This window comes from Streptomyces sp. MNU76, assembly GCF_020982545.1.
Taxonomy (GTDB): domain Bacteria; phylum Actinomycetota; class Actinomycetes; order Streptomycetales; family Streptomycetaceae; genus Streptomyces.
The window spans coordinates 1,134,201-1,148,239 of sequence record NZ_JAJKLK010000001.1 but is presented as its reverse complement, the minus strand read 5'-3'; the positions used below and the strand labels follow the sequence as shown (position 1 = coordinate 1,148,239).

The window sequence follows — 14,039 nt, the reverse complement described above, 5'->3', positions numbered from 1 at the left end:
AGCCCCCTCAGGCCTCCGGGTCCCTCAGGCCGACGCAGTCGAAGGCCCAGAAGGGCTCCGAGTAGACGAAGGTGCCCGTCATCCACGGCTCGTGCGCGGACAGACGGGCGACCTGGAACGCGGCTTCGGGGATGCGCAGCGACGGCGGACGGAAGCCCGCCGCGACGGCGCTCTCGAAGCCGCGCGTGCCGTAGTAGTGCGGTGACCCCTCCAGGAAGACCAGCAGCACGCCCCGGCCGTCCGCCGCCGCGAGGGCGTGCGCGACGAGCCGGGCGCTGTCGTGTGCCGTCATGGCCGTGAGGGTAGAACCGGGGGCGACTCGGCGGCGAGGCGTTTACGCACCCACCCGTACGCTTCAGACCCGTACCGTCTCCGACTCCCCCGGCACATGGGACGCCACCACGCGGCCGCGTCCTGGGGCGGGGGTGGGCGTGCGGCGGGTGTCGACGGCGTGGGCCGCCGCCGCTACCGCCAGGCCGATCAGTGCGAGGGCCGCGCCCGCGCTCGCCGGGGCCGTCGTGCCGAGGCCGGCGGTCAGGGTGAGGCCGCCGATCCAGGCGCCGCCGGCGTTGGCGAGGTTGAAGGCGGCCTGGTTGGCGGAGGAGGCGAGGGAGGGGGCGCCGGCGGCCTTCTCCATGACCATCAGCTGGAGGGGCGAGCCGGTGGCGAAGGCGGCGACGCCGAGGAGGACGACGGCCAGGGCGGCGCTCCACTGCGCGGACATGAGCACCGGGAAGAGGGCCAGCACGAGGATCAGGGACGCGAGGCCGCCGAAGAGGGTGCCGCGCAGGGAGTGGTCGGCGAGGCGGCCGCCGGCCAGGTTTCCGATGGTCGCCCCCACACCGAACAGCGCGAGCAGCATGGTCACGCTGGTCCCGGCGTACCCGGCGGAGTCCGTGAGCATCGGCGTGATGTAGCTGTAGGCGGAGAAGAGGGCGCCGAAGCCGGCGACGGTCGTGCCGAGGGCGAGCCAGACGGGCAGGGAGCGCAGGGCGCCCAGTTCGCCGCGCAGGCCGGCGGAGGGGGCCTCCGTGCGGTCGTCCGGCAGCAGGAGCGCGAGGGAGGCGATGGCGGCCAGGCCGATCGCGCTCACGCCGAGGAAGGTGATCCGCCAGCCGAAGTGCTGGCCGACGAGGGTCGCGGCGGGGACGCCGGCGACGTTGGCGATCGTCAGGCCCAGGAACATCAGCGAGACCGAGCGGGCCTTGCGCTCCGGCGCCACGAGGCCGGTCGCGACGACCGCGCCGACGCCGAAGAAGGCACCGTGCGGCAGACCGCTGAGGAAGCGGGCGGCGAGCAGCCAGTGCTCGTCGGGGGCGAGGGCGGAGAGCGCGTTACCGGCGACGAAGAGGAGCATCAGCCCGATCAGGACCTTGCGGCGGGGCAGCCGGGCGGTGGCCGCCGCGAGCAGCGGGGCGCCGATGACGACACCGAGCGCGTACGCCGAGACGAGGTGGCCGGCGGCGGGGATCGAGATGCCGAGGTCGGCGGCGACCTCGGGGAGGAGACCCATGATGACGAACTCGGTCGTGCCGATTCCGAAGGCGCCTACGGCGAGAGCGAGCAGGGCCAAGGGCATGGCGGAGAGACCTTTCAAAGGGTGCGGTAGGACAAGGGGAAGGAAAGGAAGGAATCGGTTCCGTTCCATCGTATGTTCACTGGCGGAACAAACTCCAACCAGACGTGTGTTCCCCTGTCCCGCCCGCTCGCCCCACCTGCGCCGTCAGTCTCCGGGCGTGTCGATCGTCACCCGTGCCGCCACCGGCAGATGGTCGCTGCCGGTCTCCGACAGGGTCCAGGACGCCTTCGGCTCCATGCCCCGGACCATGATCTGGTCGATACGGGCCATCGGGAACGACGCCGGCCAGCTGAAGCCGAAGCCGTTGCCCGCGGCGCCCTGGGTGGAGCGCATCTGGGCGGTGACGGCGTTCAGGGCGCGGTCGTTCATGGTGCCGTTGAGGTCGCCGAGGAGGACGACCTGCTGGATCGGCTCGTCGGCGATGGCCTCGCCCAGGGCGTTGGCGCTCTTGTCGCGCTGGCGGGCGGTGAACCCGGCCTCCAGCTTCACCCGCACCGAGGGGAGATGGGCGACGTAGACGGCGACCGGCCCGTCCGGTGCCGCCACCGTCGAGCGCATCGCGCGCTCCCAACCGAGCTTGATGTCGACGGGCTTGGTGTCGCTCATCCGGTACTTGCTCCACAGCCCGACCGTGCCGACGACCTCGTGGTAGGGGTACGCCGCCGCGAGCGCCTTCTCGTACACCGGCACCGCGTTCTCGGTGAGTTCCTCCAGCGCCACCACGTCCGCGCCGGAGGCGGCCACCTCGCGGGCCGTGCCGGACGGGTCGGCGTTTTCCGCGTTGACGTTGTGGGTGACGACGGCGAGGTCACCGCCGGTGCCGGTCTTGCTGGTGACCAGTCCGCCGAAGGTGTTCAGCCAGACGACCGTGGGCACCAGGAGCGCGACGAGCGCGGTGGCCGATTTGCGGACCAGGGCGAGGATCAGCAGCAGCGGGATCGCGAGACCGAACCAGGGCAGGAACGTCTCGGTCAGACTCCCCAGGTTGCCCACGGCGTTGGGGACCTGGGCGTGCAACACCATCACCAGGGCGACGAGAACGGCGAGGACCGCGAGGACGATGCCGCGCCGCCAGATCCGCCGGTCTCCTCTCCACCCGCCGAAGAGGCGGCCGAACAGGCGCCGGAACCGGGATTGTTCGCGGCCCTGACCCGTGCCGCCGCCGCCCGTCTCCGTCATGTACGCCTGCGCCATACCGTCGCCTCACTGCCTGCCGTGCACTTCTACCCCCCGCGCTCTGAAGACCCTAGGGGATGATTGCCTTCGTTCCCGCCGTCACCGGGCGGCCGTACGGGCACAAGGACGCACAACCCGCTGTTCGGAGTTCCGAACCGGTGGACAGGGCCCGACGTCTGTAACGAAACGCGCACATCGATGTGACTCACTTCGCAGCCGGACGCAGCCCTTCGAGCACCGTGTCGACGATGTCCTCCGCCAGGCTCTCGGGGAGCGGGGCGTCCGGGCGCATGACGGTGCGGACCAGCATGGGGCCGAAGACGAGGTCCCCGACGAGGTCGATGTCGACGTCGGGGCGGAGTTCGCCGTTGTCCCGGCCCCGGCGCAGGACGTCGGCGAGGGCCCGGCGGCGGGGGGCGACGACGTCCGCGTGGTAGGCGTCCCAGATCTTGGGGCTGCTCTTCATCTGGGCGATGACGTTGTGCAGGATCGCCGAGGGCCGGTTGAGCAGGCCTCGCCTGCGTGCCGCCTCCAGGAAGACGACCAGGTCGTCGCGCATCGAGGTGCCGGGCAACACCGGGTCCGGGGGTTCGGCGGCGCGCAGTACGTCGACGAAGAGCGCCTCCTTGCCGCTCCAGCGGCGGTAGATGGTCGCCTTGCCCACGCCGGCGGTGCGGGCCACCCGCTCGATCGACAACTCGGCGAGCGGCACGCCCTCTTCGAGGAGCTTCATCACGCCCTCGACGATGGACCGCTCCACGGCCTCGCTGCGGGGCCGTCCGCGTACGGGGCTCCCGTCCCGGACCCGCCCCTCGTCGGCGTGGCTCTCGGCGAGTCTCAAGGTCGACTCCGTCTCTCGTGTACTGGTCCGGTCCGCTCGTGTACTGGTCCGGTCCGCTCGTGGGCCGGTGCGGCTCACTCGCGCTCCGGTTCGACCCGGTCGCGCGCCGGCCCGATTGTCCGTCAGTGGTCGGCGGCCACCAACTCCGTCTCCTCCTTGCCCTCTTGGCCCCCCCGCGGCCGTCCCGGCAGGAACACCGCCATGGCCACCGCGCCGAGGAGGGCGATACCCGCCCCGCACAGCGCCGTCACGTGCATGGCGTGCAGGAACGCGTCGTGGGCCGGGGTGACCAGGGCCTCGCCCCGTTCGCCGAGCCGGGCGGCGAGAGCGAGGGTGGCCTCGATGGATTCGGCGGCGGCGTGCGGGGCGCCGGCGGGCAGTTCGTCCTCGATGCCGCCGCGGTAGGCGGTGGAGAGCACCGAGCCGAGGACGGCGATGCCGAGGGCGCCGCCGACCTGGCGGAAGGTGTTGCTGAGCGCGGACGCGGAGCCGGCCTTCTCGCGTGGCAGGGCCTGCATGATGACGACGCTGAGCGGGGTCATCACATGGGCCATGCCGGCGCCCATGAGGAAGAAGACGACTTCGAGGATCCAGATCGGGGTGTCCGCGTCCAGCACGGCGAACGCGGCCAGCGTCGCGGCGATCAGCGTCATGCCCGCCGTGCACACCGCGCTGTTGCCGAACCGGTCGACGACGAGGCGTGCGCGGGGCGCGAAGACGAGCTGCGCGACGGCCAGCGGGAGCATCAGCAGACCGGTCTGGAGCGGGGAGTAGCCGCGTACGGTCTGGGTGTAGAAGACGGAGAAGAAGGTCACGCCCATCAGCGCGAAGAAGACCACGCCGATGACGCCGATGGCGGTCGAGAAGACCTTGTTCCTGAAGAACGACATGTCGATGGACGGGTGGTCGCTGCGCTTCTCGAACACCACGAAGGCGGCGAGGACCGCGAGGCCGGTCACGCTGGTCGCGAGGACCGTGGCGTCGGTGAAGTCGGCGAGCTGACCGCCGCGGATGATGCCGTAGACCAGCAGGACGAGACCGACGACGGAGAGCAGGACGCCGACGGGGTCGATCCGGCCGGGGTCCGGGTCGCGCGAGTCGGGGACCAGCCAGAGCATCAGGCCGAGGGCGAGGACGACGATCGGCACGTTGATCAGGAAGACCGAGCCCCACCAGAAGTGGTCCAGGAGGACACCACCGGTGATCGGGCCGATGGCGATGGCGAGGCCCACGCCGCCCGCCCAGATGCCGATGGCCTTCGGCTGCTCGTCGCGCTCGAAGACGTTCATCAGGACGGCGAGGGTGGCGGGCATCACGAAGGCGGCGCCGAGGCCCATCACCGCGCGGAAGGCGATCAGCTCGCCCGGCGAGCCCGACAGGGCGGCCAGCGCCGAGCCGACGCCGAAGACGACGAGTCCGCCGAGCAGCACCTTCTTGCGGCCGAGGCGGTCGCCGAGGAGACCGGCGGAGAACAGCAGCCCCGCGAAGACCAGCGTGTAGGCGTTGATCGCCCACTCCAGCTCGCTCTGGGTGGCGCCCAGCCCGGTGGGAGCCGGGGTGGAGATCGTCTTGATGGCGACGTTGAGGATCGAGTTGTCGAGCACCACGATCAGCAGGCTCAGCATCAGCACACCGAGGATCACCCAGCGGCGCCGGTGCACCGCCGCCGGTATGCGGGAGTCGGGGACTGCGGTAGTCATGTCGTCGACCCTAGACCTATTTCGATACGGGACCGTCTCGTATCGTAAATCCTGTACCCGGCTCCTACCCACCGCCATTCGGCCGCACCGGGTGCCTGGTGCCTGGTGCCTGAACGGTCACATGTACCCGCCCTGGCCCTCCCCTGTCCTAGGTGCCACCATGGATGTGGTCCGGGGACACCGTCAGGGTGCCTCGAGATGACATGAAGGAGCTGGAGCGATGACGCAGCTTTCGGCTGTCCAGACGAAGCCCTCCGACGGCAGCAAGGCGCTGTACGGGGGCAAGGGCACCCGCCGTATCACCGTCCGGGACATCGCCCTCGCCAAGGAGCGCGGCGAGAAGTGGCCCATGCTCACCGCCTACGACGCGATGACCGCGTCCGTCTTCGACGAGGCCGGCATCCCGGTGATGCTCGTCGGCGACTCGGCGGGCAACTGTCACCTGGGGTACGAGTCGACCGTGCCCGTCACCCTCGACGAGATGACCATGCTGTCCGCGGCCGTCGTACGGGGCACCAGCCGCGCCCTGATCGTGGGCGACCTGCCCTTCGGCTCCTACCAGGAGGGCCCGGTGCAGGCGCTGCGCTCGGCGACCCGACTGGTCAAGGAGGCCGGGGTCGGCGCGGTCAAGCTGGAGGGCGGCGAGCGCTCGCACCGCCAGATCGAGCTGCTGGTCGAGTCGGGCATCCCCGTGATGGCCCACATCGGCCTCACCCCGCAGTCCGTCAACGCGATGGGTTACCGCGTGCAGGGGCGCGGCGAGGAGGCCGCGCAGCAGTTGCTGCGCGACGCCAAGGCCGTCCAGGACGCGGGCGCGTTCGCGGTCGTCCTGGAGCTGGTCCCGGCGGAGCTGGCGGCGGAGGTCACTCGGGTGCTCCACATCCCGACGGTGGGCATCGGCGCGGGTGCCGAGACCGACGCGCAGGTGCTCGTGTGGACCGACATGCTCGGGCTGACGGGTGGACGGGTGCCGAAGTTCGTCAAGAAGTACGCGGACCTCCGGACGGTCATGGGCGACGCGGCGAAGGCGTTCGCGGAGGACGTCGTGGGGGGGACGTTCCCGTCCGAGGAGCACTCCGTCCACTAGGCCGGAGATTCCACTGAGCCATAGCGGTACGACTGCGGCCCGCCGATCTTCCCCCGTCGGCGGGCCGCGGCTCTGTTTTGGGCCGGGGCGCCCAGTGGGGTGCGGGTTCGTCGGCGGGTGCGGGTGAGTGGGGGCCGTTCGCGCAGTTCCCCGCGCCCCTGAAAAGCAGGGGCTGCGCCCCGTGCCTTTCCTCCGCAGCCCCGCCGCCTTCCAGGCCCGCGAGGCCGTGGTCTTTCAGGCCCGCAGGGCCTGGTCTTTCAGGGGCGCGGGGAACTGCGCGAGAAGCCCCGCCCACCCGCACCCGACAACGCACCCCTCGCACCCATCCCCCATGTCGGCGACCTGTCGGTGGTTTGTCGGTGCGGGCTGGGACCGTCGTCCTCATGACACGAATCGACAAGAACGCCAGCGGCGCGAAGGGCGCTGTCGCCGTGCGGGGGCTGGTCAAGCACTACGGGGAGACCAGGGCGCTGGACGGTGTCGACCTGGATGTCCGGGAGGGCACGGTGATGGGCGTGCTCGGCCCGAACGGGGCCGGCAAGACCACGCTCGTACGGTGCCTGTCCACGCTGATCACGCCGGACGCGGGACAGGCGACCGTGGCCGGGTACGACGTCGTACGGCAGCCGCGTCAGCTGCGTCGGGTGATCGGCCTGACCGGCCAGTACGCCTCCGTGGACGAGAAGCTGTCCGGCTTCGAGAACCTGTACATGATCGGCCGCCTGCTCGACCTGCCCCGCAAGGAGGCCAAGAGCCGCGCGACGGGTCTGCTGGAGCGGTTCTCGCTGACCGAGGCCGCCGGACGCCCGGCGGGGACGTACTCCGGCGGTATGCGACGGCGGCTCGACCTGGCCGCGTCCATGATCGGCAGCCCCGCCGTGCTGTACCTGGACGAGCCGACGACCGGCCTGGACCCGCACACCCGCAACGAGGTGTGGGCCGAGGTGAAACGGATGGTCGGTGACGGTGTGACCGTGCTGCTGACCACCCAGTACATGGAGGAGGCCGAGCAGCTGGCCTCCGAGCTGACCGTGATCGACCGGGGCAAGGTGATCGCCGGCGGCCGGATCGAGGAGCTGAAGGCGCAGGTCGGCGGGCGTACGCTCCGGGTCCGGACGGCCGACCCGGTGCACCTGCGTCCACTGGCCGCGGAGCTGGACGGCCTGGGGATCACCGGGCTCGCCACCACCACCGTGGACACCGCGACCGGCACCCTCCACGTGCCGATCCTCAGCGACGAGCAGCTGACCGCCGTCGTCGGCGCGATCACCGCGCGCGGCGTCACCATCGCCTCGATCAGCACCGAACTGCCCAGCCTGGACGAGGTGTTCCTGTCGCTCACCGGCCACAAGGCCAGTGCCCCGCAGGACACCACCCCGACCCCCGCGTACGAGGAGGCCGCCGTATGAGCGCCACCACCCTGCCCACCACGGGCGAGGCCGACGGCCGGATCGGGCTGCGGGCCCACGCCCGGCACACCGGGGCGCTCGTCCGCCGCAATCTGCTGTGGATCCGGCAGGACCCGGAGTCGATGTTCGACGCGGTGCTGATGCCGATCGTGTTCACCCTGCTCTTCGTCTACGTCTTCGGCGGCTCCATCGGGCAGGCGCTGGGCGGCGGCCAGGAGCAGTACGTGCAGTACGTGGTGCCGGGCCTGATGGCGATGATGGGCATGAACATCGCCATGGGCGTCGGCACGGGCTTCAACGAGGACTTCCAGAAGGGCGTCATGGACCGGTTCCGGTCCCTGCCGATCGGCCGGTCCTCGGTGCTGCTCGCGAAGATCTCCGTCGAACTGCTGCGCATGCTGGTCGCCACGACGATCCTGCTGACCGTCGGTGTCCTCATCGGTTTCGACATCACCAGCTGGCCGGGGCTGTTCGGCGCGGTCGGGCTGGCCGTCGTCTTCGGCTCGTCCCTGATGTGGATCTTCCTGGTGCTCGGGGTGACGATGAAGAACGCGCAGTCCGTGCAGGCCATGGGCTTCCTGGTGCTGTTCCCGCTGCAGTTCGGCTCGTCGATCTTCGCGCCGACCCGGTCCATGCCGGGCTGGCTGCAGACGTTCACCGACTACAACCCGCTGTCGTCCCTCGCGGACGCCGCGCGCGGGCTGATGACGGGCGGGCCCATCGCCCGCGACCTGCTGGTCACCCTCGGCTGGTCGGTGGCGCTCACGGCGGTGATGGCGCCCATCGCGATCCACAAGTTCAAGACGAAGAGCTGACCACCGGGGCCGTGCGAGTACGGCAGAGGGTCAGACGAGGGCGACGGCCTCCTCCAGGGTGAGGGCGCCGCCCTCGGCGTACGCGGTGTCGTAGACCGCGTCGTCCAGCCGTGCCCGGGTCATCTCCTCGGCCATGGCCCGGGCCTCGGCCTCCATCGGGCTGGAGAAGTGTCCGGACGGCAGCAGCGCGTCGGCCGCGCCGAGGAGCCGGGCCGCCTCACGGGCGCGGTCGCCGCCGTCGACGCCCGCGACGGATATGGCGGCGGTCACCAGATGGACGGCGGGCATATAGGGCGCGACCGTCAGGGACAGCCGGTCCAGGCTCCGCTCCAGCGCCCGGCGCATCAGCCGCAGCGCCTTCTCGTGGTGTCCGGACACCGCCTCCAGCCAGCCCTCGACGCCGATGACGTACCCCGCGAAGAGCACGTAGTCGGCGGCGTGGAAGTCCTGGCGGAGCAGGGTGAGTTGCTCCCTGGCCTCGGTCGTGCGCCCACTGCGGCCGAGGCGGGCGGCGAGGTAGAGGCGGGCGATGGGCACCGCCTCGCGGGCGGCGGCACGGCGCCCCGAATCCAGCACGTCGAACAGCATCTTCTCGCCGCGCTCCGGGTCGCCGCTCTCGATGTACGCACCGCCGAGCCGGACGCCGAGGACACCCAGCTGGGCGTTGGCACCGAGCCGTTCGGCGTACTCGATGGCCCGTTCGTAGTCCGCGGCGGCGAGCGCGAACTCGCCCCGGCGTTCCAGAGACTCACCGCGCGCCGAGAGCGCCTCGGCAGCGCCCCAGGCATCCCCGAGCCGGTCGAAGATCTCCAGCGCGTCGTCGGCGTCCGCGATCGCGTCGCCCGCCCAGTCGGAGCGGTTGGCGAGGATGTTGGCCCGCAGTTGCAGGGTCTGCGCCAGCTCCCAGGTGAAGCCGAGTGAGCGGCAGGTGTCGATGTTGGTGTCGAGGATGGCGCGCAGCCGGTGCATGTCGCCCGTCAGGAGGACCGCGTAGAACCACATGAAGCCGGGGAAGCGGCAGGTCTGCGGCTGGCCCGGCCGGTAGGTGGCGCTGATGACCCGCAGCTTCTCCTGGGCCTCGGAGGTCTGCCAGGCGGGCAACTCCATGTCCATGCAGGCCAGATGGACGAGGTGCACCCCGCGCCGGGCCTCGTCGAGGACCTCCGGACCCATCGGTGGCGGACTGTCGACGGCACGTCCGCGCAGGTCGGGGACGGGGCGCGCGGGCGCGGTGAAGGGGTCCGGGCCGAGTTCCTTGACCTGGGCGGACCAGTGCCGGGCATCGGTCTTCAGGTCGCGCATCTGCCAGTACCAGCACAGCGAGAGGGTCAGACAGAGCGCCTCCTGCTCGTCCCGCTCGGCGACGGCGCGCCTGAGCGCGGTGCGGATGTTCTCGTACTCCAGCTCCAGCAGTTCGATCGCGGCGCGCTGGCCGGAGCCGCGCAGCAACGGGTCGGTGACGCGGGCGAGTTCGCGGTAGTACGTGAGGTGCGCGCGCTCGGCGGCTGGGCGGGTGCCCGTCTCGTCGAGCCGTTCACCGGCGTACTCGACGACGGTCTCCAGGAGGCGGTAACGCATCTCGCCGCCGGAGCCGCCGGAGCTCCCGGAGCCGTCGGTGGTGGCCGAAGGGGCGGCCACGACAAGCGACTTGTCCACGAGGGAGCCGAGTGCCTCCAGTGCGGCGGGGCCGCAGACGGCCTCGGCGGCGGCCAGGTCGCAGCCGCCGGCGAACACCGACAGCCGCCGCAGGACGTCTCGTTCGTCCTCGTCGAGGAGCTCCCAGGACCAGTCGACGACCGCGCGCAGGGTCTGCTGCCGGGGCAGCACGGTACGGCTGCCGGAAGTGAGCAGCCGGAAGCGGTCGTCGAGACGGTCGGCGATCTGGCGGGGCGTCAGCATCCGTAGCCGGGCCGCCGCCAGCTCGATCGCGAGCGGCAGGCCGTCGAGGCGCCGGCAGATCTCGGCGGCGGCCTCCGGGTCGGCGTCGACGGTGAAGCCGGGCCGGGCGGCCGCTCCCCGGTCGGCGAGCAGGCGCAGCGCGTGGGGCTGCGTCAGCGGCTCCACCGGGCGCAGCAACTCCCCCGGTACGCCGAGGGGTTCACGGCTGGTGGCCAGGACGGTCAGCCCCGGACACCGTTGGAGGAGCTGGTCGACGAGGTGGGCGGCGGCGTCCACGACGTGTTCGCAGTTGTCGAGGATCAGCAGCATGCGACGGCCGGCGCAGTGCTCGGCGAGGCGGACCAGGGGGTCGTCCTGGCGGTCCGCCGCGACACGCATCTCCTCGGCGCCGGCGCCCCTCAGGACGGTCTCGCGGGCACCGAGGGCGGTCAGGACGGCCTCCGGGACGTTCGCGGGGTCGTCGACGGGGGCGAGTTCGGCGAGCCAGACGCCGTCCGGCAGGGCGGGGGCGAGCGCCTCGCCGGCCTCCTGGGAGAGGCGGGTCTTACCCGCGCCGCCGGGGCCGAGGAGGGTCACGAGGCGGGTGGTGGTGAGGTCGTCGCGGATCGTGTCTATGTCGGTGTCGCGGCCGACGAAGGAGGTGAGGCGGGCGCGGAGGTTGCCGGGGGCGGGTGGGGTGGGGTGTCGGGGTGCGTTGACGGGTGCGTTGTCGGGTGCGGGTTCGTGGGGTTCTCGCGCAGTTCCCGCGCCCCTGACGGGGCGCTGGTTGGTCGAATCTCAGGAGTTCCGCGTGGAGTGTGCGCAGGGCGGGGCCGGGGGTCGTGCCCAGGCGGTCGGCCAGGAGGCGGCGTACCCGTTCGTACGCGGCCAGGGCCTCCGCCGTGCGGCCGGTGTCGCGGAGGGCGCGCAGGCGCAGGGCCTGCAGGGGTTCGTCGAGGGGTGGGTGTCGCAGAGGGCGGTGAGGTCGGGGAGGGCGGTGTCGGGGCGGCCCAGGGCCAGGGCGGCGGTGAGGCGGGTGCGCTGGGCGTCGAGGCGGCGGGTCTCCCAGCGGCCGCCTCGGCGGCGCGGTCGGGGAGGTCGGCGAGGGCGGGCCCTGCCAGAGGGCGAGCGCGTCGTCGAGGACGTCGGCGGCCTTGGCCGGGTCGCCGTCGGCGAGCGCGCGGGCGCCCTCGTCCGTGAGGCGTCCGAAGCGGTGCAGGTCGACGTCGTCCCGGGTGGCCGTGAGCCGGTAGCCGCCGTTCACCGAGGCGACCGCGTCCGGGCCGAGCGCCCTGCGCAGCCGGCCGACCAGCGCCTGCAGCGCGCCGGGCGCGTCGGCGGGCGGATCGTCGGACCACACCTCGTCGACGAGGACGGCCGCGGGCACCGTACGTCCCGGCCGCAGCGCGAGCACGGTCAGCAGGGCACGCAGACGTGCGCCCCCGACGGGGACGGGGGTGCCGTCGGACTGCAGGGCCTGGGTGGTGCCGAGGATGCGGTAGCGCACGAGGTCCATTGTCTCTGTCGGGATCGACATCGGGTTCGGGTTCGGGTTCCGGGCGGGTCCGGGCGGGGTCCGGGCGGGGTCCGGGTATGCCCCGCCATTCCCCCACCTTGCTAGGAACTCGAAGGCGATCGCGAGACGTTTTCGCCGTGTCCCGGTACCGTCGGGGCGTCCATACGAGTGATCGAGTCGGCATCGACACAGCTAGGAGTCCCATGACCACCGCCGCGACCCGCCGGAGCGACCGGAGGATCAGCCCTGTGTTCGCGGGAATCGTGGCCGTCATGGCGGTCACGGGATGGGCCACGTGGACCGGGTTCGCCGAGCAGCCCGGGCTGGCCGTCTTCCTGTTCGTGACCTCGGCGTGGATCGTCTCCCTCTGCCTGCACGAGTACGCGCACGCCCGCACCGCGCTGCACGGGGGCGACATCACCGTCGGTACGAAAGGCTACTTGAGCCTCAATCCACTCGCCTATACACACGCCCTGCTCAGCATCGTGCTGCCCGTCGTCTTCGTGATCATGGGCGGGATCGGTCTGCCCGGTGGTGCCGTGTTCATCGAGCGGGGCCGGATCCAGGGCCGCTGGAAGCACAGTCTGATCTCGGCGGCGGGACCGCTGACGAACGTGCTGTTCGCGGTCGTCTGCACCGCGCCCTTCTGGCTGGGCGTCACCGACGGTGTGCCGAGGGCCTTCCTCTTCGCCCTCGCCTTCCTGGCGATGCTCCAGGTCACGGCGGCGATCCTGAACTTCCTGCCGATGCCCGGCCTGGACGGCTACGGCGTCATCGAGCCCTGGCTGTCGTACAAGATCCGTCGCCAGGTGGAGCCGCTGGCGCCCTTCGGGCTGCTGCTGGTCTTCGCGGTGCTGTGGATCCCGGCGGTGAACGGCGTGTTCTGGGACGTGATCGACGCGCTCATGCGGAGCCTCGGCATCGAGGACCAGCTCTCCGACTGCGGCTACTGGCTCTACCGCTTCTGGCGGGAGGACAGCGACATCTGCCTCACCGGGATGTGACGGCCTCGCGCCCCTGCCTGGCCTTGCGGACGTAGTACCAGGTCATGTTGGACGACAGGCCGACCATCAGCACCCACACCACACCCAGCCAGCTGCCCCGGCTGAAGGACACAACGGCCGCGGTGATCGCGAGGAGACAGACGACGAGCGCGTAGACGGCGAGGCGCCGGGCCGGGTCGGGAGGGAGCAAGGGGGGCATGGGGGTCGGCTCCTGGGAAAGCGGTCGGACGAGGTGGTGCGCCGTCCAGTGTCCCCCATGCCCCGGGGCCCGCGTACGGCGGCTACACGTCCGTGAGGCGGATGCCCGCGTGGGCCTTGTACCGGCGGTTCACGGAGATCAGGTTGGCGACCAGCGACTCGACCTGGTGGGCGCCTCGCAGCCGGCCGGCGAAGATGCCGCGCATCCCGGGGATGCGGCCGGCCAGCGCCTGCACGATCTCGACGTCGGCGCGCTCCTCGCCGAGCACCATCACATCCGTGTCGATCTCCTCGATCTCCGGATCCTCCAGGAGGACGGCGGAGAGATGGTGGAAGGCGGCGGTGACCCGGGAGTCCGGCAGCAGGGCGGCGGCCTGCTCGGCGGCGCTGCCCTCCTCCGGCTTCAGCGCGTAGGCGCCCTTCTTGTCGAAGCCGAGCGGGTTGACGCAGTCGACGACGAGCTTGCCGGCCAGTTCCTCGCGCAGCGATTCGAGGGTCTTGCCGTGGCCGTCCCAGGGCACGGCGACGATCACGATGTCGCTGCGGCGGGCGGTCTCGGCGTTGTCGGCGCCCTCGACGCCGTGCCCCAGCTCCTCGGCGACGCCCTGGGCACGGTCGGCGGCCCGGGAGCCGATGATCACCTTCTGGCCGGCCTTGGCGAGACGGTAGGCGAGGCCCTTGCCCTGCGGACCGGTGCCGCCGAGCACGCCGACGACGAGCCCCGAGACGTCCGGCAGGTCCCAGGGGTCCTTGGCAGGGGCCTTCACGGGGGTCTGCGCGGCGGACTGCTGTGCACTGTCAGTAGAGGTCATGGGCCGACTTTACGTGCGGGTCCG

Annotated in this window: 12 protein-coding genes and 2 pseudogenes; 4 read left to right on the top strand and 10 right to left on the bottom strand. The window is 71.7% G+C overall.

Going from position 1 to position 14,039, the window contains the following annotated elements; genetic code table 11:
• Positions 1–7: 7 nt before the first annotated feature.
• The 5 genes from E4N62_RS04970 to E4N62_RS04950 all read right to left on the bottom strand — a co-directional run bounded on the left by E4N62_RS04970 (position 8) and on the right by E4N62_RS04950 (position 5,296).
• A complete protein-coding gene (locus E4N62_RS04970; RefSeq protein ID WP_230212090.1) occupies positions 8–292 on the bottom strand; it encodes a hypothetical protein in 285 nt (94 codons plus the stop codon).
• 63 nt (positions 293–355) lie between these two features.
• Entirely contained in the window at positions 356–1,579 is a 1,224-nt protein-coding gene (locus E4N62_RS04965; RefSeq protein ID WP_230212089.1) for an MFS transporter, read from the bottom strand.
• 144 nt (positions 1,580–1,723) lie between these two features.
• Positions 1,724–2,773, bottom strand: a complete 1,050-nt coding sequence (locus E4N62_RS04960; RefSeq protein ID WP_230212088.1) for an endonuclease/exonuclease/phosphatase family protein — start codon at positions 2,771–2,773, stop codon at positions 1,724–1,726.
• A 187-nt stretch (positions 2,774–2,960) separates the two neighbouring features.
• On the bottom strand, positions 2,961–3,596 hold the full coding sequence (locus E4N62_RS04955) for a TetR/AcrR family transcriptional regulator (protein ID WP_230212087.1): 636 nt from the start codon (positions 3,594–3,596) through the stop codon (positions 2,961–2,963).
• Between the two features lie 122 nt (positions 3,597–3,718).
• Positions 3,719–5,296, bottom strand: coding sequence for an MFS transporter (locus E4N62_RS04950; RefSeq protein WP_230212086.1), 1,578 nt, complete (start codon positions 5,294–5,296; stop codon positions 3,719–3,721).
• Positions 5,297–5,516: 220 nt separating this feature from the next.
• Here E4N62_RS04950 and panB point away from each other — a divergent pair, with 220 nt between their 5' ends.
• The 3 genes from panB (at position 5,517) to E4N62_RS04935 (ending at position 8,607) form a co-directional block, all read left to right on the top strand.
• The gene (panB, locus tag E4N62_RS04945) at positions 5,517–6,383 is read left to right on the top strand and encodes a 3-methyl-2-oxobutanoate hydroxymethyltransferase (RefSeq protein ID WP_230212085.1); all 867 of its coding nucleotides are present in this window, start codon (positions 5,517–5,519) and stop codon (positions 6,381–6,383) included.
• Between the two features lie 383 nt (positions 6,384–6,766).
• Positions 6,767–7,792, top strand: coding sequence for an ATP-binding cassette domain-containing protein (locus E4N62_RS04940; RefSeq protein ID WP_230212084.1), 1,026 nt, complete (start codon positions 6,767–6,769; stop codon positions 7,790–7,792).
• Positions 7,789–8,607, top strand: a complete 819-nt coding sequence (locus tag E4N62_RS04935) for an ABC transporter permease (protein ID WP_230212083.1) — start codon at positions 7,789–7,791, stop codon at positions 8,605–8,607. The genes E4N62_RS04940 and E4N62_RS04935 overlap by 4 nt, the downstream gene beginning before the upstream one ends.
• 30 nt (positions 8,608–8,637) lie before the next feature.
• Here the strand turns inward: E4N62_RS04935 and E4N62_RS04930 are convergent, their stop codons facing one another.
• The 3 genes and pseudogenes from E4N62_RS04930 to E4N62_RS47835 form a co-directional block, all read right to left on the bottom strand.
• Complete coding sequence (locus E4N62_RS04930; protein WP_374116934.1) at positions 8,638–11,112, bottom strand: AfsR family transcriptional regulator; 2,475 nt, start codon at positions 11,110–11,112, stop codon at positions 8,638–8,640.
• Positions 11,051–11,505: pseudogene (locus E4N62_RS47840) on the bottom strand (BTAD domain-containing putative transcriptional regulator). Before E4N62_RS47840 ends, E4N62_RS04930 begins: the two are co-directional and overlap by 62 nt.
• Positions 11,506–11,647: 142 nt before the next feature.
• Positions 11,648–12,001: pseudogene (locus tag E4N62_RS47835) on the bottom strand (winged helix-turn-helix domain-containing protein); the annotation flags it as partial.
• 203 nt (positions 12,002–12,204) lie between these two features.
• On the opposite strand from E4N62_RS47835, the gene E4N62_RS04920 reads away from it, so the two are divergent.
• Positions 12,205–13,005 carry a site-2 protease family protein gene (locus E4N62_RS04920; protein ID WP_230212081.1) on the top strand — a complete coding sequence of 267 codons (801 nt, stop codon included), beginning with the start codon at positions 12,205–12,207 and terminating at the stop codon, positions 13,003–13,005.
• Here E4N62_RS04920 and E4N62_RS04915 read toward each other — a convergent pair.
• Together E4N62_RS04915 and npdG are read right to left on the bottom strand one after the other, a co-directional pair.
• Entirely contained in the window at positions 12,992–13,204 is a 213-nt protein-coding gene (locus tag E4N62_RS04915) for a hypothetical protein (protein ID WP_230212080.1), read from the bottom strand. The genes E4N62_RS04920 and E4N62_RS04915 overlap by 14 nt on opposite strands.
• 82 nt (positions 13,205–13,286) lie before the next feature.
• Positions 13,287–14,015 (bottom strand): NADPH-dependent F420 reductase, encoded by a 729-nt coding sequence (npdG, locus tag E4N62_RS04910; protein ID WP_230212079.1) that lies wholly within the window; start codon positions 14,013–14,015, stop codon positions 13,287–13,289.
• Between the last annotated feature and the right edge of the window lie 24 nt (positions 14,016–14,039).

What these genes read in the sequence shown, in the direction of transcription:
- E4N62_RS04970 (WP_230212090.1), bottom strand. Translation starts at nt 292, where the DNA reads ATGACGGCACACGACAGCGCCCGGCTCGTCGCGCACGCCCTCGCGGCG.
- E4N62_RS04965 (WP_230212089.1), bottom strand. Translation starts at nt 1,579, where the DNA reads ATGCCCTTGGCCCTGCTCGCTCTCGCCGTAGGCGCCTTCGGAATCGGC.
- E4N62_RS04960 (WP_230212088.1), bottom strand. Translation starts at nt 2,773, where the DNA reads ATGGCGCAGGCGTACATGACGGAGACGGGCGGCGGCGGCACGGGTCAG.
- E4N62_RS04950 (WP_230212086.1), bottom strand. Translation starts at nt 5,296, where the DNA reads ATGACTACCGCAGTCCCCGACTCCCGCATACCGGCGGCGGTGCACCGG.
- panB (WP_230212085.1), top strand. Translation starts at nt 5,517, where the DNA reads ATGACGCAGCTTTCGGCTGTCCAGACGAAGCCCTCCGACGGCAGCAAG.
- E4N62_RS04940 (WP_230212084.1), top strand. Translation starts at nt 6,767, where the DNA reads ATGACACGAATCGACAAGAACGCCAGCGGCGCGAAGGGCGCTGTCGCC.
- E4N62_RS04935 (WP_230212083.1), top strand. Translation starts at nt 7,789, where the DNA reads ATGAGCGCCACCACCCTGCCCACCACGGGCGAGGCCGACGGCCGGATC.
- E4N62_RS04920 (WP_230212081.1), top strand. Translation starts at nt 12,205, where the DNA reads ATGACCACCGCCGCGACCCGCCGGAGCGACCGGAGGATCAGCCCTGTG.
- E4N62_RS04915 (WP_230212080.1), bottom strand. Translation starts at nt 13,204, where the DNA reads ATGCCCCCCTTGCTCCCTCCCGACCCGGCCCGGCGCCTCGCCGTCTAC.
- npdG (WP_230212079.1), bottom strand. Translation starts at nt 14,015, where the DNA reads ATGACCTCTACTGACAGTGCACAGCAGTCCGCCGCGCAGACCCCCGTG.